The sequence below is a fragment of the Mycobacterium sp. NPDC006124 genome (assembly GCF_040614235.1).
Classification (GTDB): domain Bacteria; phylum Actinomycetota; class Actinomycetes; order Mycobacteriales; family Mycobacteriaceae; genus Mycobacterium.
The window spans coordinates 298,316-315,824 of the sequence record NZ_JBEXUA010000002.1 but is presented as its reverse complement, the minus strand read 5'-3'; the positions used below and the strand labels follow the sequence as shown (position 1 = coordinate 315,824).

Genomic DNA, 17,509 nt, shown 5'->3' with positions numbered 1-17,509 from the left:
AATCGCGCGTTCGTGACGCTGACGGCGGCATGACCTACGCTCTCCCGACCGACGCCGCACTCCTTCGACCCGTCCGGGTCGGCTATCTCGACGTGCGCAACCGGTTGTTCATGGCACCGCTCACCCGTTCTCGGGCCCAAGCCGACGGCACGCCGTCGGAGTTGGCCGCCCAGTACTACTCCCAGCGCGCGGCGGCGGGGCTGATCATCTCCGAGGCCACTGCGGTCTCGGCCGCCGCCAACGGTGCCTACCTGAACACCCCCGGCATCTACACCGACGGGCACGAGGCGAAGTGGGCGGAGATCGCCGAGGCCGTCCACGAGGCCGACGGCCGGATGTTCGTCCAGCTGTGGCACGTCGGGCGGATGGGTCACCCCGACATCAGCGGCGTGCACCCCGTCGCACCGTCGGCCGTCGCCGCCGACATGACTACCCACACGCCAACGGGCAAGCAGCCCCTGCCGGTGCCGCGCGCCCTCGAGACCAACGAGATCCCGGCCATCGTCGAGGACTTCCGGGCGGCCGCCCGCCGCGCCGTCGACGCCGGCATGGACGGCGTCGAGATCCACGGCGCCAACGGTTACCTGCTGCACGAGTTCCTCTCCGACGTCGTCAACCGGCGCACCGACCGGTACGGCGGATCGCCGGAGAATCGGGCCCGGCTGGCCGCTGAGATCGTGGAGGCCGTCGCCGCGGAGATCGGCCCCGATCGGGTCGGGCTGCGCATCTCTCCCGGGAACGGCGCCGGTGACATGCGCGAGGTCGACGAGGTCGCCGCCTACGAGGCGCTGATCACCCGGATCGCGCCCCTGGACATTGCGTACCTGCACGTCCTCATCGATCCCGACGTGCCCGCGTTCGGGACGTTGCGCGGGCTGTGGGCCGGCCCGCTGGTGCTCAACACCGGTCGCGAGGTCGACACCCGGTTCTGCCAGCTCGAGGAGCTCGCCGAATGGGGTGTCATCAGTGCCGCCGCGGTCGGGCGGGCGTTCCTCGCCAACCCCGACCTGATCGACCGGTTGGTCCTGGGTGCCGAGCTGAACGAACCCGACGTCGCGACCTTCTACGCGCCGGGGCCCGTCGGTTACGTGGACTACCCGACCCTGACGGAGGACGCGCGACTCGAGAAGGCCTGACCGAGGAGGGGAGTAGCAGCAACCACCAACCAAGCGGTTGGGCGAGGCTGCTACGCTCGCATCGCGAGGACTAACCTCCACGCGGGTACGCGTCTGTTCATCACCGGATCGCGATCCCCCAACCTCAACATGGACTTGGAGAGTCAACACATGTCCGAAGAAGCCTTCATCTACGAGGCGATCCGCACACCTCGCGGCAAACAACGCAACGGCGCCCTCAACGAGGTCAAGCCCGTCAACCTCGTCGTCGGACTGATCGACGAGCTGCGCACCCGTCATCCCGACCTTGACGAGAACATGATCAGCGACCTGATCCTGGGCGTCGTCTCCCCAGTTGGCGACCAGGGCGGCGACATCGCCCGTACCGCGGCGCTGGTGGCCAAGCTGCCCGAGACCACCGGTGGATTCCAGCTCAACCGCTTCTGCGCCTCGGGCCTGGAAGCCGTCAACACCGCGGCACAGAAGGTGCGCTCCGGCTGGGACGACCTGGTGCTCGCCGGCGGCGTCGAGTCGATGAGCCGCGTGCCCATGGGCTCCGACGGCGGCGCGTGGGCGAGTGACCCCGAGACCAACTACCGCATCGGCTTCGTCCCGCAGGGCATCGGCGCCGACCTGATCGCCACCATCGAGGGCTTCTCGCGTGAGGACGTCGACGCATACGCCGTGCGCTCCCAGGAGAAGGCCGCCGCAGCATGGTCGGGCGGATACTTCGCCAAGTCCGTGATCCCGGTGAAGGACCAGAACGGTCTGGTCATCCTCGACCAGGACGAGCACATGCGTCCGGGTACCACGCTGGAGAGCCTCGGCAAGCTGAAGTCCGCCTTCGAGGGCCTCGGCGCCATGGGCGGCTTCGACGACGTCGCGCTACAGAAGTACCACGCGGTGGAGAAGATCGACCACGTCCACACCGGCGGCAACAGCTCCGGCATCGTCGACGGCGCCGCCCTGGTGCTCGTCGGCTCCGAGAGCGCCGGCAAGGCCAACGGTCTGACCCCGCGGGCCCGCATCGTGGCCACCGCCACCAGCGGCGCCGATCCCGTCATCATGCTGACCGGCCCGACGCCGGCCACCCGCAAGGTGCTCGACCGCGCCGGCATGTCGACCGAGGACATCGACCTCTTCGAACTCAACGAGGCCTTCGCCTCGGTGGTGCTGAAGTTCCAGAAGGACCTCAACATCCCCGACGAGAAGCTCAACGTGAACGGTGGCGCCATAGCGATGGGCCACCCGCTGGGCGCCACCGGCGCCATGATCACCGGCACCATGGTCGACGAGTTGGAGCGCCGCGGCGCTCAGCGCGCGTTGATCACGCTGTGCATCGGCGGCGGCATGGGTGTCGCGACCATCATCGAGAGGGTGTAGGACCATGGCAGAGAACACCATTCAGTGGGACAAGGATGCCGACGGCATCGTCACCCTGACGCTGGACGACCCGACCGGGTCGGCCAACGTGATGAACGAGCACTACAAGGAGTCCATGCACAACGCCGTGGACCGGCTTGTCGCAGAGAAGGATTCGATCACCGGTGTGGTGATCGCCAGCGCGAAGAAGACCTTCTTCGCCGGCGGTGACCTCAAGGGCATGATGAAGATCGGACCCGACGACGCCGCGCAGGCGTTCGAAGAGGTCGAATTCATCAAGGCCGACCTGCGGAAGCTGGAGACCCTCGGCAAGCCCGTGGTCGCCGCCATCAACGGCGCCGCCCTCGGCGGTGGCCTGGAGATCGCGCTGGCCACCCACCACCGCATCGCCGCCGACGTGAAGGGCGTGGCGATCGGTCTGCCCGAGGTCACCCTCGGCCTGCTCCCCGGCGGCGGCGGCGTCGCCCGCACGGTTCGCATGTTCGGCATCCAGAAGGCCTTCATGGAGATCCTGAGCCAGGGCACGCGCTTCAAGCCCGGCAAGGCCCTCGAAACTGGGCTCGTGGATGAGCTCGTCCAGTCCGTGGACGAGCTCGTCCCCGCCGCCAAGGCATGGATCAAGGCCAACCCGGAGTCGCACACGCAGCCGTGGGACGCCAAGGGCTACAAGATGCCCGGTGGCACGCCGTCGCATCCGGCCCTGGCAGGCATCCTGCCGTCCTTCCCGGCGCTGCTCAAGAAGCAGCTCAAGGGCGCGCCGATGCCGGCCCCGCGTGCGATCCTGGACGCGGCCGTGGAAGGTGCGCAGGTCGACTTCGACACCGCCACCCGCATCGAGAGCCGCTACTTCACCCACCTGGTCACCGGCCAGGTCGCGAAGAACATGATCCAGGCGTTCTTCCTGGACCTGCAGTCCATCAACGGCGGCGGCTCACGCCCCGACGGCATCGCCAAGCAGGAGATCCGCAAGATCGGCGTGCTCGGCGCCGGCATGATGGGCGCGGGCATCGCCTACGTCTCGGCCAAGGCCGGCTTCGAGGTCGTCCTCAAGGACGTCGAACTCGAAGCCGCACAACGCGGCAAGGGTTACTCGGAGAAGATCGAGGCCAAGGCGCTCGAGCGTGGTCGGACCACGCAGGAGAAGTCCGACGCACTGCTGGCGCGCATCACGCCGACCGCGGACGTGGCCGACTTCGCCGGCGTCGACTTCGTCATCGAGGCGGTGTTCGAATCGGTCGAGCTGAAGCACAAGGTGTTCCAGGAGATCGAGGACGTCGTCGAGCCCAACGCGCTGCTGGGGTCGAACACCTCCACGCTGCCCATCACCGAGCTGGCGACCGGGGTGAAGCGGCAAGAGGACTTCATCGGCATCCACTTCTTCTCCCCGGTCGACAAGATGCCGCTGGTGGAGATCATCAAGGGCGAGAAGACCTCCGACGAGGCATTGGCCCGGGTGTTCGACTACACGCTCGCCATCGGCAAGACCCCGATCGTGGTCAACGACAGCCGTGGCTTCTTCACCAGCCGCGTCATCGGCACGTTCGTCAACGAGGCGCTCGCCATGCTCGGCGAGGGGGTCGCCCCGGCCAGCATCGAGCAGGCGGGCAGCCAGGCCGGCTACCCCGCACCGCCACTGCAGCTCTCCGACGAGCTCAACCTCGAGCTGATGCACAAGATCGCCGTGGCCTCACGCAAGGGCGTGGAGGACGCCGGCGGCACCTACGAGGCGCACCCGGCCGAGGCGGTCGTGGAGAAGATGATCGAGATCGGTCGTCCGTCGCGGCTCAAGGGTGCGGGCTTCTACGAGTACGCCGACGGCAAGCGCGTCGGGTTGTGGTCGGGTTTGAAGGACACGTTCACGTCCGGCACCACCGACCTCCCGCTGCAGGACATGATCGACCGGATGCTCTTCGCCGAGGCGCTCGAGACGCAGAAGTGCATCGACGAGAACGTCCTGACGACCACGGCGGACGCCAACATCGGCTCGATCATGGGCATCGGATTCCCGCCGTGGACCGGTGGCTCGGCGCAGTTCATCGTCGGCTACGAGGGCCCGCACGGCGTCGGCAAGGCGGCCTTCGTCGCCCGCGCCAAGGAACTGGCCGAGCGGTACGGCGAGCGGTTCACACCGCCGGCGTCGCTGACCAGCTAGCCAATCAGTTCGAGCTCAGGGCCGTGATCCTCCGGGTCACGGCCCTGAGTGCGTTGGGCGCAGCACGCTCAGCCGGGCTGGGTGCCGATGATCTCGTGGGTCGATGCTCCGGCGACGACGTCGGCCGCCAGGTCCGCGAGACGGCGATTGGTCCGGCGGGCGTGTTGTCGCAGCAGATTGAAGGCGCGGTCCATGTCGATCATTGCTCGCTCGGCCAGCACGCCCTTGGCCTGCTCGATGACCACCCGGGTGTTCAGTGCCGTCTGCAGCTGCTGGTTGACCAGCTCGGAGCGGCTCAGGATCCGCTGATGGGCGATGCCGATCGCCGCGACGTCGGCGAGGGCCTGGCCGACCAACACGTCGGCCGGTGTCATCGGACCGGTGGTCGCGAGGAACAGATTCAAGGCGCCGATGCGATCGGCGCGCAACCGCAGGGGCAGCGCAATGACGGCCTGGTATCCGTATTCGGCGGCGCGCTCGGAGAAGGCGGGCCATGACGTGGAGTTCGCCGCGAGATCCTCGACCAGAACGGGCTTGCCGCTGCGGTAGGCGTCCAAGCACGGTCCGACGTTGGCCTCGACCTGGAGCAATTCGAGTAGTCGGCTCTGCTCACTGCTCGAGGCGAACAGATGCAGGGTCCCAGCGGCGTCACCGAGCAGGATGCCCGCCGCGGTGATCGGCAGCAGGTCCATGCTGCTGTCGATGAGCTGCTGCGCCAGCTCTATCGCGTCATAGTCGGCGACCAGCGTGTCTGCCAGGCCGACGAACGCACTCGCCAGCCGCTCGTAGCGATCCATCGCACTCCACGTCCTTCCATTGCTCTGCGTCGACACTACGGCGCACCTGGGGCGGGTGGGACCGCCTACAGTCGGATGCATGCGATTCGGACTCTTCATCCCGCAGGGTTGGCGACTCGATCTGGTGGACATTCCCACCGCACGGCACTGGGAGGTGATGCGCGACCTCGCCGCCCACGCCGACGGCGGGGCGTGGGACTCCCTGTGGGTCTACGACCACTTTCACACCGTGCCGGTGCCGACCGGCGAGGCGACGCACGAGGCGTGGTCGTTGATGGCGGCGTACGCGGCCAGCACCACGCGCATCAAGCTTGGGCAGATGTGTACCGCGATGGGCTACCGCAACCCGGCCTATCTCGCGAAGGTGGCCGCGACCGTGGACACCATCTCCGGCGGCCGGGTGCAGATGGGCATCGGCGGCGGCTGGTACGAACACGAATGGCGTGCCTACGGTTACGGATTTCCCACCGCCGGAGGGCGGCTGGGTCAGCTCGACGAGGGCGTGCAGATCATGCGCGACGCATGGCGCGACGGCCAGGTGTCCTTCAAGGGCAAGCACTACCAGGTCGACGGCGCCATCGTTGCGCCAAGACCGTTGCAGGAGAACGGGATTCCGCTGTGGATCGCCGGCGGCGGTGAGAAGGTCACGTTGAAGATCGCGGCGAAGTACGCGCAGTACACCAACTTCACCTCTGAGCCAGAGGGCTTCACGCACAAGTCCAAGGTGCTCGAGGAGCACTGCGCGAACGTCGGAACCGACTACGGCGCGATCGTCCGGTCGGCGAACTTCAACGCGATCGTCGGCACGTCGAACGCCGACGTCGCCGAGCGCGTCGAACGCATTCGCGCCCGGCAGGTCACCAAGGCGAACCCGGAGGCGGTCGACGCGATGCTCGCCAACGCCACGTCCCCCGACGCGGCCACCGGAACCCCCGAGCAGGTCGTCGAACGGCTCACCCGGTTGCGCGATCTGGGCTGTGAGTACGCGATCCTCTACTTCCCGGAGGCGGCCTATGACCGGTCGGGCATCGAGCTGTTCGAACGAGAGGTCATTCCCGCGCTGACCTAGCGGTGGCTCAGCACGTTGACGACGTTGCCCGACGGATCCTCGAAGAAGAACCGCCGCACACCCCACTCCTCGTCGGTCAACGGGTGGACGATGGTCAGGCCGGCCGACACCGCCTCAGCGTGCGCGGAGTCGACGTCGTCGACCTCCACCGAGACGTCGGGGTTGACGGGTGCGGTGAGATCTCTCGTCATCAGGCTGATTTGGCGGCCCGTGTCGTCGGCGAGGGTGAGGATCCAGCCGTGGTTCATCACCTCGGCGAGACCCAGTGTCGCGGCGTAGGCGTCGCGTGCGACGTCGAGGTCGGCGACGGTCAGATTGGGCACCACGCGCCGCACCGTCACCTCAGATCGCCGGACCCAGCAGGTCGTCGGCGTCCTTGATGACGTACCCGTAGCCCTGTTCGGCGAGGAACCGCTGCCGGTGCGCGGCGTACTCGGCGTCGAGGCTGTCGCGTGACACCACCGAGTAGAAGATCGCGCCACCGCCGTCGGCCTTGGGTCGCAGCAGTCGGCCCAGTCGCTGCGCCTCCTCCTGTCGCGATCCGAAGGTACCCGAAACCTGCACGGCCACACTGGCTTCGGGCAGGTCGATGGAGAAGTTGGCGACCTTGGACACCACCAGCGTCTGGATCTCACCGGTGCGGAACGCCTCGAAGAGCACTTCGCGTTCGGCGTTCTTCGTCGACCCCTGGATCACCGGCGCGTCGAGCTCGCGGCCCAACTCCTCCAACTGGTCCAGGTAGGCGCCGATCACCAGTGTCGGTTCGCCGGGATGACGCGCCAGGATCGACTTCACCACCGCCACCTTGGTGTGCGCCGTGGAGCACAGCTTGTAGCGTTCCTCGGGTTCGGCCGTCGCGTAGATCATCCGCTCGTTCTCGGTCATCGTGACGCGCACCTCGATGCACTCGGCCGGCGCGATCCAGCCCTGGGCTTCGATGTCCTTCCACGGCGCGTCGTAGCGCTTGGGGCCGATGAGGCTGAAGACGTCGCCCTCGCGGCCGTCCTCGCGGATGAGCGTCGCGGTCAGCCCGAGCCGGCGACGGGACTGCAGGTCGGCCGTCATCCGGAAGACCGGCGCGGGCAGCAGGTGCACCTCGTCGTAGATGATCAGGCCCCAGTCACGGCTGTCGAACAGCTCCAGGTGCTTGTACTCGCCCTTGGTGCGACGCGTGATCACCTGGTAGGTCGCGATCGTGACCGGGCGCACCTCCTTGCGCTCGCCCGAGTACTCGCCGATCTCCTCCTCGGTCAGCGAGGTGCGGGCGATCAGTTCGCGCTTCCACTGCCGGCCGGCGACGGTGTTGGTGACCAGGATCAGCGTCGTCGCCCCGGCCTTGGCCATCGCCGCGGCGCCGACGATCGTCTTGCCCGCGCCGCAGGGGAGCACCACGACGCCCGAACCGCCCGCCCAGAACGAGTCGGTGGCCATCTGCTGGTAGTCGCGGAGCACCCAGCCGTCCTGCGCCAGCTCGATGGGGTGCGCCTCGCCGTCGACGTAGCCCGCGAGATCCTCGGCGGGCCAGCCGATCTTGAGCAGCATCTGCTTGATGTGGCCGCGCTCGCTGGCGTGGACGATGATCGTGTCGTCGTCGAGGCGCGCGCCCAACATGGGGGCGATCTTCTTGTTGCGCAGCACCTCTTCGAGCACGGCACGGTCCAGGCTGACCAGCACCAGGCCGTGCACGGGGCTCTTCACCAGCTGCAGGCGGCCGTAGCGGGCCATGGTGTCGACGATGTCGACCAGCAGCGGCTGCGGCACCGAGTATCGCGAGAACGACACCAGCGCGTCGACGACCTGCTCGGCGTCGTGCCCGGCGGCGCGGGCGTTCCACAGTGCCAACGGGGTGATGCGATAGGTGTGGATGTGTTCGGGCGCCCGCTCGAGTTCGGCGAATGGCGCGATCGCCGCGCGCGCGGCACCCGCCAGTTCGTGGTCGACCTCGAGCAGCACCGTCTTGTCGGACTGCACGATCAAGGGGCCGTCAGTCATGCGTGGACTCCATCCCACCCATTATCCCTGCTCCGCCGACACCACCGACGTCACGCGGTGGATGGCGAAGTCACGGACCCGTCCGGCGGCCGGATCGTAGGCGGTCAGTTGACCGCCTCGAACGTTGATCGGGGCGACGACGCGCTGGGTCGCCACCCCCGCCGGGTCGACGTAACCGATGACCACCGACTCCTGCCGATGCGCCGCGCCGTGCAGTTGCGCCATCGCCTCGGCCGGGTCCAGGCGGCTGCCGTCGGCGGGGGAGCCCGTCACCTTGCGTAGCACCGCGACGATGGCGCCCAGGGTCTGCGCCGTCGGTCCCTGAGGCGGCCGGTACCCGCGGCGCCGGCCCGGCGTCGGCACCCGAGCGCCGCGCGACTTGACGTCCACGATCGTGCCCGACGAGTCCTCCGCGGCCGGTGCGAAGCCCGCGGATCGCAACGCGGCGAGCAGTTCGTTGATCGGTGACATCGACACGGCCACGGTCGGGGCCAGGGCCCGCACGTCCAGCTTCTCCATCGCCGGCGCCGAGATGGCCTGCGTCAGCAGCGCCGGGTCCTCGCACCGCACGAACGACGCCGCCATGCCGACCCTGAGCTGGCCGTGGCGGCGCGCCACGTCGTCGATCAAGTACGTCAAGCCCTGCGGCACCGGCGTCTTCGAATGCCGGGCGAACAAGGCGTGCAATTCGCTGGCGCTGAGCCCGGTGTCCAGTGCCCTGCGGACGGACTGTTCGCTGATGCGGTACACCATCGCCGCGCCGGCCGACTCGACGGCGGCCACCATCGAGAGTTGTTCGGCCAGGCCACGATTTAGCGGTCCGGGCACCACGACCGTCAGGTCGGCCTGCAGCAGGAAGTAGTCGATCGGCGCCGGCAGCACCTTGGTCATCGCCGCGACGACGGCGTCCTCCGGTTCGCCCGAGAGCAAGCCGCGGCTCGGGGTGGCGATCGCACCCCGGCCGATCGCACCCACCGCGTGGGCCTCGGCGAGCAGGTCGGCCACCGGCTTGACCTGTAGGCGGGCCGCCCAGCGCGGCCGCCGCCACGTCATCGCGGCCGACGCGCCCGCGGCGTCTACTCCCGTGCCGGCGGGCAGGTCGGCGAGGGTGGTGAGCAACAGTCGTCGGTCCAGCGGAGCCGCCGTCGAGTACAGCGAATCCGACAGCACCGCATAGGGTTTGCCGTCGGGCCCGCGTTCACCGACGAGGCCGGGCCGGGCCGGGAGGTCCAGCCACGCCGAGGCGATCAGATGCCAGCGCACCGCATTGGAGGATTCGACGAATCGGTCGGCGCCCAGCGTCGGCGCCCAGTACGGTCCGGCGCCGTCGAGGGGATCGGGCTCGGGGATGCCCGCGGCGATCAGTCCCGCCGCCGAGGCCACCTCGAGGATCAGACCGAGGCGGTCGTCGTCGATCCCGGTCGTCTTGGCCAGGCGCTTGAGTTCGCGCACCCCCAGCCCGCCGCTGCGCAGTTCGGGGATCGGCGCGGCCGACAGCGCGTCAAGCACCACGTCGACCTCGCGAAGCAGATCCATCGCGGACCCGGCCGCGGCCGCGTCGACGTCGGCCACCGACGTCGTCGTCGACGCCGGGTGGGGTGGTGCCAGCCCGACCGGCCCCGGCGCCTCGCCGCGCATCACCTGTCCGACGAGGCGCGGCAGGATCACGGTGTCCTCGTCGACCCGGCGCAGCAGCCCGTCGGCCAGAAGTCGCTGAACGGGTCGGTCGGCGGGAGTGCCGGTCGCCGCGTCCCTGGTGCGTCCGATCGGGGACCCGTCGACGAGCCGCTCCAGAAGGTCGCGCTGCGGTCCGTCCACGCGGTCGACCAACTCCGTGACGCGGGCGGCGTCGGGACCGTCGGCCTCCAGGGTGACCTGGCCCGGATGCCACGGCAGGCCCGCCGCCGATTCCGGGGCGATCCGCAGAGCGTCCTGCCCCCAGGCCAGGGCGCGAGCACGCAGCGAGTCCAGGGCGGCGTCCAGGTCGTCGCGGTCGACCCGGTCGCCGAGCCGTTCCACGAGTGCGGTCAGTGGCACGCCCGCGCCGTCGGCGTGCAGGACGAGCAACGCGTCGAGCGTGGCCAGCGCCAGGAAGTCGAGGCCGTCGGTCGCAGCCTTCACCGATTGCCTGGCCTGCGCCCTGGCGGCCAGGGCGGAGATCGACCCGGGCGGCGGTTGCGCGAGATCCGGGCGCAGCTCGAACAGACGGACCAGCTGATCGTCGGTCAGCTCGGCCAGCCAGGTGCCCAACGGCACGACGGGAGCTGTTTCGGACATTGCTTACCAGCGTAGGCCAGCGCCGGTCTCGCCAGCACCCGCCCGGCCTGCCACAATGTGAGGCGTGGCTGACAAGAAACCGCAGAAGAACCACTACGTCGACAACGGCTGGCCCGTGAGCGAGGACGGTGACCACCCGGTCAGCGAGCTCGCCGCCGACCGCACCGGCGCCCTGTCGCCCTTCGGAGAACTGACGTTCCCGCTGCCGGTCGAAGATCTGCCGTACACGCACCCGGTCACCGTCATCAACAAGTAGACGTGACGGCTGGTCGACTGTCGCACCTGGACGACTCGGGCGCGGCCCGCATGGTCGACGTGACCGCGAAGGACGCGACCACGCGCACGGCCGTCGCCAGCGGTGTGCTGCGCACGCGCGCCGACGTCGTCGACCTCATCGCCACGGGCGGTCTGCCCAAGGGCGACGCGTTGGCGACCGCCCGCATCGCCGGAATCCTCGCCGCCAAGCGCACCAGCGACCTGATCCCCCTGTGCCACCAGCTGGCGCTGACCGGTGTGGACGTCGAATTCGAGGTGGGGGCAACGGAAGTCGCGATCACCGCCACCGTCCGGACCACCGATCGAACCGGCGTGGAGATGGAGGCGCTTACCGCGGTCAGCGTCGCGGCGCTCACGCTCTACGACATGCTCAAGGCCGTCGACCCGGCCGCGATCATCGACGGCCTCGCCGTCGTGCGCAAGGAGGGCGGCAAGACGGGAATCTGGGAGCCGCCGGCGCCTGCCGGTGCCGAGGGCGGCACGTGACGCGGTCGGCCCGCGTGATCATCGCGTCCACCCGGGCGGCCAACGGGGTCTACGAGGACCGCACCGGGCCGGTGATCGTGGACTGGCTGAGCGCTCGCGGTTACGACGTCGCCCCGCCGGTGGTGGTGGCCGACGGACTGGCGGTCAGCCGCGCGCTCTGGAATGCCCTCGGTGACGGCGTCGACCTCATTCTGACCTCCGGGGGCACCGGCATCTCGCCGACCGACGGGACCGCCGACGCGACGGCCGCCATCGTCGACTTCCAGATTCCCGGACTGGCCGACGCGATTCGGCGATCGGGTCTGCCACACGTGCCGACCTCGGTGCTGTCCCGCGGCGTCTGCGGGGTTCGCGACGGCACGCTCATCGTCAACCTGCCGGGATCCCCCGGCGGCGTGAAGGACGGACTCGGGGTGCTGGCCGACGTGCTCGAGCACGCCCTCGATCAACTTGGCGGAGGAGACCACACCCCATGAGTGCGATCGTGCTGCGGGCCGAACTGAGCGACCGGGCGATCGACCTCGCCGAGCACGAAGCGCTGGTGGTCCACCGCGCGGCCGGGGCCGTCGTCGGCTTCGTGGGTGCGGTCCGCGACCACGACGGCGGCCGATCGGTCACCAGGCTCGAGTACTCGGCGCACCCCACCGCGGCGCAGACGCTTGCCGAGGTGGCCGCCGAGATCGCCGAGGCCAGCCAGGGCGTGCGGGCCATCGCCGTCAGCCATCGCGTGGGCATCCTGGACATCGGCGACGCGGCGTTGGTCGCCGCCGTCGCAGCCGACCACCGCAAGGCCGCATTCGAGACGTGCGCGCTGCTGGTGGACACCGTCAAGGCGCGCTTACCCGTGTGGAAGCACCAACTGTTCGTCGACGGATCCGACGAATGGGTGGGCTCGGCCTAGATCCCCGTTCGGGGGATCCGGTGTCTAGCTGACCGGTGCGGCGGCGGGCACCAGCAGGGCGGGATCGCCAGGAGCCGGGGCCGGTGCGGGAGCCGGCGCGGCCGGGTCGACTGGCGCGGGGCCGGTAGGCACGTTCGGTCCCGGCGCCTGAGCGGGGATCGGCGTGTTCATCCCGCGCTGCGAGAGACCGACGATGAGAGCTTCCTTGCCGCTGATCTCGTGGTTCTGGACCGCTTGCCAGAGGTCCTTGAGGTAGCTGGCGTTGGGGCTGTCGACGGGACCGGCGGCGGTGGGATCCATCGTCGACCCGGGCGGCGGGGCGTCCGGGCTGGCGAGGTGCGGAATGCCGTTGGGCGGGAGCACCTCTGGATCGGGAGCCGGGGCGGCGAGTGCATCGGGCGCACCGGGCACGGGGGCGTCGGGCGCGGGTGCGCCGGCGTCCGGTGCCGGGGGGAGCGGCGCGGGAACCGGCAGCACCGGATCCTGCGGCAGCGGTGCCCCGTGCAGGGCCCAGGCCTGCGGCTCGGTCGCGGGCGCGGCGCCACCGGGAGCGACGTCCCAGTCGGCGACGGTCACGGCGGGGGTCGCCTCGTCGAGCTTGAGGGGGCCGAGACCCGGCGGAAGCGGAGGAGGCATCGGTGCGTCAAGCGGTGCGGCGTCCACCGGCGGTGGCGGCGGGGCGTCGTCGGCGGGCGCGGGCGGTGCCGGGGAGTCGAATCCGACCGTCACGGTCTGGTCCGGCGCAGGGGGCGGCGGCAGCTGGTCGGCCGGCGGCGCGGGAGGCAGGGGGGCGTCGAGCGGGACGGCCTGGTCGGGTGCGGGCGGCGGCGGGGGAAGCTCGTCGGCCGGCGGCGGGGGAGGAAGCGGTGCGTCGAGCGGAGCGGCGTCCGGCGCGGGCGGCAGGGGTGCGGCATCGGCCGGGGGCGGAGGGACGTCGCCGCCGAGGTCGGGGTTGTCCAGCGGGGCGGCGTCGGCGACCACGTTGCGCGGGGTGGCGCTGGAGAGCCCGGTGCCGCACACGGGCCATGCCCCGCGGCCCTGACCCGCCAACACGCGCTCGGCGACGGCGATCTGCTCATCCTTGGACGCGAGGTAGGCAGCGGGGGCGTACTCGGTACCACCGTGGCCGGCCCAGGTGCTCGGGGAGAACTGAAGCCCGCCCTGGTACCCGTTGCCGGTGTTGATGGCCCAGTTTCCACCGGACTCACAACCGGCGACTCGATCCCACTCTCCGTCGGTCGCAGCACTGGCGTGACCGGCAAGGGCGAGGCCGCCCGTACCGAGCACGGCGCCGGTGAAGGCGATCTTGGCGACGTTCACGGTCGAGCTGGGGGTTTTGCGATGCCGTCCACTCATGGGTGTAGAAAGTCCTCTCGTCCACGCCTACGAGGTCAGCTGTCGGGTTCGGGCTAGAGAGGTCGCCCGGCCTCGGCCTCGCGGCCTTGGCTTCACCCCAAGGAATCTCGCGCTGACGCACGACATTCCGGAGTCCTTGTGTATCGGTGGACCGGTGGGTCCCCCGCCTCCATCCCTGAGGTAGGTCTTGACCATGCCCAACGGATGGAGCTCGGCGTAACTGGGCATGGCGGGCCACGATTGGGGTCGAATGGCTTGGAATAGGACGGTAACGGGTACTTCGTCTTTCAGCACCCTCGGCAGGTGTCGGTGTTTCCCTGCCCAGCAAATCTTGTGAGAACGTTAAAACGGCAGCACGGCGTCACGTTTACCCAGGGAATTCGTGCGGTGAACAGCGCGTGTGACACTTCGTAACCGTTTCGTGATGTGATGCAAATCACGCTCATCCGCCCGCGAAGGGCGGTAATACATCGACGGTCTGGTTTGTTGCGAGCGCCTTGGAGGTGTCGCGCACGGCCATTTCGTCACACAGGAACGAGCAGCGGTCCAGCACGGCCGACAACTTCGCGTCGCGCGTGCGGAGGGTGCCGAGCAGATCGGAGATCGTCGACCCCGGTGCCAGCGACACCGTCTCGGAGTCCACCCCCGCGGCGGCCCTCGCCGCGGCGAAGTAGCGCACCGTCACGTCCACTCCTCAGCCCCCGATGGCGCTCATGGGGCGCTCCGGCTGCCGGAAGCCGGGTTCGTTGATTCCGTGCCCGGCCGGCTTGGCCCACATCGCCGCGCGCCAGGCGGCCTCCACGGCGTCGTCGTCGGCGCCGCGACGCATCAGCAGTCGCAGGTCGGTCTCCTCACTGGAGAACAGACAGCTGCGGACCTGACCGTCGGCAGTGAGCCGAGTGCGGTCGCAGTCACCGCAGAAGGCATCCGACACCGACGCAATCACCCCGACCGTGCCGACACCGCCGTCGACGCGCCACAGCTGGGCGGGTGCGGAACCGCGCGGGGCGGGATCTGGCACCAGGTCGAACTCGCGTCGCAGCGTCGAGAGGATGAGGTCGGCGCTGATCGTCTCGTCGCGCTGCCACTGGTGACCGGCGTCCAGCGGCATCTGCTCGATGATCCGCAGTTGGTAGTCGTGGGCCAGACAGAACCGCAGCAGCGCCACGGCGTCGTCGAGCCCGGTGACCGGATCCAGGACGGCGTTCACCTTCACCGGTGACAACCCGGCGTCGGCCGCCGCGGCCAAACCGGCGAGCACGTCGTCGAGGCGGTCGCGGCGGGTGATGCGCGCGAAGTGCTCGGGGTTCACCGTGTCGAGGGAGACGTTGACGCGGTCCAGACCGGCGGCCTTGAGCGCGGCCGCCCGGCGGACCAACCCGATGCCGTTGGTGGTGACGGCGGTCTTCGGGCGCGGTCGCAGCGAGGTGGCCGCCGAGATGGCGCCCTCGAGGTTGCGCGACAGCAGCGGCTCACCACCGGTGAACCGGACGTCGGTGATGCCCAGGCGGGTGACGGCGATGGCCAGTAGACGGCTGAGTTCCTCGGGCCGCAGCAGGTCGTCGCCCGGCAGCCAGTCCAAGCCTTCGGCGGGCATGCAATACGTACAGCGCAGATTGCATCGGTCGGTGAGGGACACCCGCAGATCCGTGGCGGCCCGGCCGAAGGTGTCCAGCAGAGGTCCGCTGATGGGCGCGGGTGCACCGGGCCGCGCCACCGGTCGGACCCGTGGCACGCCCAACGGCGTCACGGTCACGCGAGGACGCCCTGATTCGTTGGCACGATCTCCTTGCCGAGGGGGAACAGCGACACCGGGATGAGCTTGAGGTTGGCCAGCGCCAGGGGGATGCCGATGATGGTGATCGCCATCGCGATCGCGGTGATGACGTGGCCGATCGCCAGCCAGATGCCGCAGAGCACGACCCAGATGACGTTGCCGATCATCGCGCCCGCGCCTGCCCCGGGCTTGTCGACGACGGTCTGACCGAAGGGCCACAGGGCGTACACCCCGATGCGGAAGGCCGCGAAGCCGAACGGAATGGTGACGATGAGGATGAAGCACAGGATGCCGGCGAGGAAGTAGCCCAACGCCAGCCACAGGCCACCGAAGATCAACCAGACGACGTTCAGTATTAGGCGCATGTCTCCTCCAGCGGTGGCTCTCAGCCTACCGGCGCCGGCCAGGTCGGAGTCGAGCAGTGACGGCCGTAGGCGGCCTGCTTGTAGGATCATGTCATTCGCGTCCCGCACGAGTGGGACGCGTTCATTGCGAAACGAGCGGGTGAGACCAGTGCCGACCGGCAAGGTGAAGTGGTACAGCGCCGAGAAGGGCTTCGGCTTCGTGTCCCAGGAGGAGGGTGAGGACGTCTACGTGGGGTCCTCCGCGCTTCCGGCTGGGGTACAGGAGCTCAAGGCCGGGCAGAAGGTCGAGTTCGGCATCGCCGCCGGACGCCGCGGCCCGCAGGCGTTGAGCCTCAAGGTCGTCGAACCGCCCCCCAGCGTGGCTCGCGCCCGCCGCGAGTCGGCCGCTCCCGAGCACAAGCACACCCCCGACGAGTTGCACGGCATGGTCGAGGACATGATCACCCTGCTCGAGGGTTCGGTTCAGCCGGAGCTGCGCAAGGGAAAGTATCCCGATCGCAAGACCGCGCGTCGTATCTCCGAGGTGGTCAAGGCCGTTGCGCAGGAGCTCGACGCCTAGTCTCCCTGCGCCGAGAGTGAACTCGTGGGCGACAGTTCAGCGAAAAGTCATGCACGACTTCACGTTCGGCGGGTCGTAGCCAGCGGTTCGCAGCGCGGCCAGGGTGCGGTCGACGATGACGTGCGGCCGATTCCGGACCATGTCGGAGCCGACGCGCACGATCCGCCAACCCAGGGCCTCCAGTTCGGCGATCCGGTCGATGTCGCGTCGGCGCTGACGCGGGTCGGTCCAGTGCTGCGCGCCGTCGTACTCCACTCCGACCAGCCAGTCGCGCCACCCCGCGTCGATCCGGCCGACGAAGCAGCCGTAGGCATCGTGAACCTCGATCTGGGTGTGCGTCGGGCGTAGCCCCGCGGCGGTGAGGATCAGGCGCGTCCGGGTCTCCTGCGGTGATTCGGCGCCGGTGTCGGCCAGGGTGATCGCGCGCCGCAGTTGCCGGATGCCGCGGGCGCCGGGATGACGGTCGGCCAGCAGCGCCAGGTCGGACGCCGCGAGACCCGTTGCCTGGATCAATGCGTCGAGGTGGATGACGGCCTCGGTGAGGCCCGGGCGTCGACCCACGTCATAGGCGGTGCGCACCGGGGTGGTCGCCGCGATGCCGCCGATCCGGCAACGTTCGTCGTCGGCCAATCGATCGGAATGAAGCACGATCCCCGGCGTGTGGTGACGGCTGGTGTGGACGAGTTCGGCGGGCTTCTTCGCCTCGACCCACTTCGAGCCGTGCAGGGCCGCGGCGGACAGGCCGGCGGTGGTCGCCACGCGGCCCGACCACAGCCAGGCGGCGATCGCCCGGTCCGCCGCCGTCGGCTCCACACCCTTGGGCACGTACACGTTGCGGTGCAGTGCCACGTGGTGGGTGGCCAATTGGTAGCGGTTGACGGTGCCGGCCGCCAGCGCCTCGGTGCCGATGAACGGTCGCATCACCGTTCGACGCGGTGGACGGCGCCGACGGTTCCGTCGACGGCGCCGAGAGTGAACTCGTGGGCGAATTCCCGGCCGGATCT

18 protein-coding genes and 1 riboswitch are annotated in these 17,509 nt (G+C 69.5%); of the genes, 9 read left to right on the top strand and 9 right to left on the bottom strand.

The genetic code is table 11. The features are described from left to right. Positions 1-29: 29 nt before the first annotated feature. The 3 genes from ABZ195_RS05245 to ABZ195_RS05235 all read left to right on the top strand — a co-directional run bounded on the left by ABZ195_RS05245 (position 30) and on the right by ABZ195_RS05235 (position 4,650). Entirely contained in the window at positions 30-1,136 is a 1,107-nt protein-coding gene (locus tag ABZ195_RS05245; protein ID WP_355215518.1) for an alkene reductase, read from the top strand. Positions 1,137-1,286: 150 nt separating this feature from the next. Continuing rightward, the gene (locus ABZ195_RS05240; protein WP_355215516.1) at positions 1,287-2,498 is read left to right on the top strand and encodes an acetyl-CoA C-acetyltransferase; all 1,212 of its coding nucleotides are present in this window, start codon (positions 1,287-1,289) and stop codon (positions 2,496-2,498) included. Positions 2,499-2,502: 4 nt separating this feature from the next. After that, on the top strand, positions 2,503-4,650 hold the full coding sequence (locus ABZ195_RS05235; protein ID WP_355215514.1) for a 3-hydroxyacyl-CoA dehydrogenase NAD-binding domain-containing protein: 2,148 nt from the start codon (positions 2,503-2,505) through the stop codon (positions 4,648-4,650). A gap of 68 nt (positions 4,651-4,718) precedes the next feature. Here ABZ195_RS05235 and ABZ195_RS05230 read toward each other — a convergent pair whose 3' ends face one another. Continuing rightward, positions 4,719-5,447 (bottom strand): GAF and ANTAR domain-containing protein, encoded by a 729-nt coding sequence (locus ABZ195_RS05230; protein WP_355215512.1) that lies wholly within the window; start codon positions 5,445-5,447, stop codon positions 4,719-4,721. 79 nt (positions 5,448-5,526) lie between these two features. Here ABZ195_RS05230 and ABZ195_RS05225 point away from each other — a divergent pair, with 79 nt between their 5' ends. Further along, positions 5,527-6,516: an LLM class F420-dependent oxidoreductase gene (locus tag ABZ195_RS05225; RefSeq protein WP_355215510.1), complete on the top strand. Its 990-nt coding sequence runs from the start codon at positions 5,527-5,529 to the stop codon at positions 6,514-6,516. On the opposite strand, the gene ABZ195_RS05220 is transcribed toward ABZ195_RS05225, so the two are convergent. From ABZ195_RS05220 to ABZ195_RS05210, 3 genes are read right to left on the bottom strand one after another with little or no spacing between them, the layout of a single operon-like run. Further along, positions 6,513-6,857: a VOC family protein gene (locus tag ABZ195_RS05220; protein ID WP_355215508.1), complete on the bottom strand. Its 345-nt coding sequence runs from the start codon at positions 6,855-6,857 to the stop codon at positions 6,513-6,515. The two genes, ABZ195_RS05225 and ABZ195_RS05220, sit on opposite strands and share 4 nt — an antisense overlap. Before the next feature lies 1 nt (position 6,858). After that, positions 6,859-8,508: a DNA repair helicase XPB gene (locus ABZ195_RS05215; protein ID WP_355215506.1), complete on the bottom strand. Its 1,650-nt coding sequence runs from the start codon at positions 8,506-8,508 to the stop codon at positions 6,859-6,861. A 21-nt stretch (positions 8,509-8,529) separates the two neighbouring features. Continuing rightward, on the bottom strand, positions 8,530-10,785 hold the full coding sequence (locus ABZ195_RS05210; protein WP_355215504.1) for a helicase-associated domain-containing protein: 2,256 nt from the start codon (positions 10,783-10,785) through the stop codon (positions 8,530-8,532). 64 nt (positions 10,786-10,849) lie between these two features. Between ABZ195_RS05210 and ABZ195_RS05205 the strand changes: the two genes are divergently transcribed. The 4 genes from ABZ195_RS05205 to ABZ195_RS05190 are packed head-to-tail and all read left to right on the top strand — an operon-like array spanning position 10,850 to position 12,448. After that, positions 10,850-11,041 (top strand): hypothetical protein, encoded by a 192-nt coding sequence (locus tag ABZ195_RS05205; protein WP_264040283.1) that lies wholly within the window; start codon positions 10,850-10,852, stop codon positions 11,039-11,041. Between the two features lie 50 nt (positions 11,042-11,091). Continuing rightward, positions 11,092-11,547, top strand: coding sequence for a cyclic pyranopterin monophosphate synthase MoaC (moaC, locus tag ABZ195_RS05200; RefSeq protein WP_355216078.1), 456 nt, complete (start codon positions 11,092-11,094; stop codon positions 11,545-11,547). Further along, positions 11,544-12,023, top strand: a complete 480-nt coding sequence (locus tag ABZ195_RS05195; RefSeq protein ID WP_355215502.1) for a MogA/MoaB family molybdenum cofactor biosynthesis protein — start codon at positions 11,544-11,546, stop codon at positions 12,021-12,023. Before moaC ends, ABZ195_RS05195 begins: the two co-directional genes overlap by 4 nt. Further along, entirely contained in the window at positions 12,020-12,448 is a 429-nt protein-coding gene (locus tag ABZ195_RS05190; protein WP_355215500.1) for a molybdenum cofactor biosynthesis protein MoaE, read from the top strand. Before ABZ195_RS05195 ends, ABZ195_RS05190 begins: the two co-directional genes overlap by 4 nt. 24 nt (positions 12,449-12,472) lie before the next feature. Here the strand turns inward: ABZ195_RS05190 and ABZ195_RS05185 are convergent, their stop codons facing one another. From ABZ195_RS05185 to ABZ195_RS05170, 4 genes are all read right to left on the bottom strand, one after another. After that, the gene (locus ABZ195_RS05185) at positions 12,473-13,804 is read right to left on the bottom strand and encodes a transglycosylase family protein (RefSeq protein WP_355215499.1); all 1,332 of its coding nucleotides are present in this window, start codon (positions 13,802-13,804) and stop codon (positions 12,473-12,475) included. A 9-nt stretch (positions 13,805-13,813) separates the two neighbouring features. After that, positions 13,814-14,001, bottom strand: a riboswitch (cyclic di-AMP (ydaO/yuaA leader). A gap of 245 nt (positions 14,002-14,246) precedes the next feature. Beyond that, positions 14,247-14,495 (bottom strand): MoaD/ThiS family protein, encoded by a 249-nt coding sequence (locus tag ABZ195_RS05180; protein ID WP_355215497.1) that lies wholly within the window; start codon positions 14,493-14,495, stop codon positions 14,247-14,249. A 3-nt stretch (positions 14,496-14,498) separates the two neighbouring features. After that, positions 14,499-15,560 (bottom strand): GTP 3',8-cyclase MoaA, encoded by a 1,062-nt coding sequence (moaA, locus tag ABZ195_RS05175; protein WP_355215495.1) that lies wholly within the window; start codon positions 15,558-15,560, stop codon positions 14,499-14,501. After that, positions 15,557-15,946 (bottom strand): YccF domain-containing protein, encoded by a 390-nt coding sequence (locus tag ABZ195_RS05170; protein ID WP_355215493.1) that lies wholly within the window; start codon positions 15,944-15,946, stop codon positions 15,557-15,559. The genes moaA and ABZ195_RS05170 overlap by 4 nt, the downstream gene beginning before the upstream one ends. A gap of 148 nt (positions 15,947-16,094) precedes the next feature. Between ABZ195_RS05170 and ABZ195_RS05165 the strand changes: the two genes are divergently transcribed. After that, entirely contained in the window at positions 16,095-16,505 is a 411-nt protein-coding gene (locus ABZ195_RS05165) for a cold-shock protein (protein ID WP_355216077.1), read from the top strand. A 36-nt stretch (positions 16,506-16,541) separates the two neighbouring features. Here ABZ195_RS05165 and ABZ195_RS05160 read toward each other — a convergent pair whose 3' ends face one another. After that, entirely contained in the window at positions 16,542-17,426 is an 885-nt protein-coding gene (locus ABZ195_RS05160) for a DUF559 domain-containing protein (RefSeq protein WP_355216076.1), read from the bottom strand. Positions 17,427-17,509 lie beyond the last annotated feature (83 nt).

Excerpts from the sequence above, each read along its gene's own strand:
- ABZ195_RS05245 (WP_355215518.1), top strand. The coding sequence starts at position 30 with ATGACCTACGCTCTCCCGACCGACGCCGCACTCCTTCGACCCGTCCGG.
- ABZ195_RS05240 (WP_355215516.1), top strand. The coding sequence starts at position 1,287 with ATGTCCGAAGAAGCCTTCATCTACGAGGCGATCCGCACACCTCGCGGC.
- ABZ195_RS05235 (WP_355215514.1), top strand. The coding sequence starts at position 2,503 with ATGGCAGAGAACACCATTCAGTGGGACAAGGATGCCGACGGCATCGTC.
- ABZ195_RS05230 (WP_355215512.1), bottom strand. The coding sequence starts at position 5,447 with ATGGATCGCTACGAGCGGCTGGCGAGTGCGTTCGTCGGCCTGGCAGAC.
- ABZ195_RS05225 (WP_355215510.1), top strand. The coding sequence starts at position 5,527 with ATGCGATTCGGACTCTTCATCCCGCAGGGTTGGCGACTCGATCTGGTG.
- ABZ195_RS05215 (WP_355215506.1), bottom strand. The coding sequence starts at position 8,508 with ATGACTGACGGCCCCTTGATCGTGCAGTCCGACAAGACGGTGCTGCTC.
- ABZ195_RS05210 (WP_355215504.1), bottom strand. The coding sequence starts at position 10,785 with ATGTCCGAAACAGCTCCCGTCGTGCCGTTGGGCACCTGGCTGGCCGAG.
- moaC (WP_355216078.1), top strand. The coding sequence starts at position 11,092 with ATGGTCGACGTGACCGCGAAGGACGCGACCACGCGCACGGCCGTCGCC.
- ABZ195_RS05190 (WP_355215500.1), top strand. The coding sequence starts at position 12,020 with ATGAGTGCGATCGTGCTGCGGGCCGAACTGAGCGACCGGGCGATCGAC.
- ABZ195_RS05185 (WP_355215499.1), bottom strand. The coding sequence starts at position 13,804 with ATGAGTGGACGGCATCGCAAAACCCCCAGCTCGACCGTGAACGTCGCC.
- ABZ195_RS05170 (WP_355215493.1), bottom strand. The coding sequence starts at position 15,946 with ATGCGCCTAATACTGAACGTCGTCTGGTTGATCTTCGGTGGCCTGTGG.
- ABZ195_RS05160 (WP_355216076.1), bottom strand. The coding sequence starts at position 17,426 with ATGCGACCGTTCATCGGCACCGAGGCGCTGGCGGCCGGCACCGTCAAC.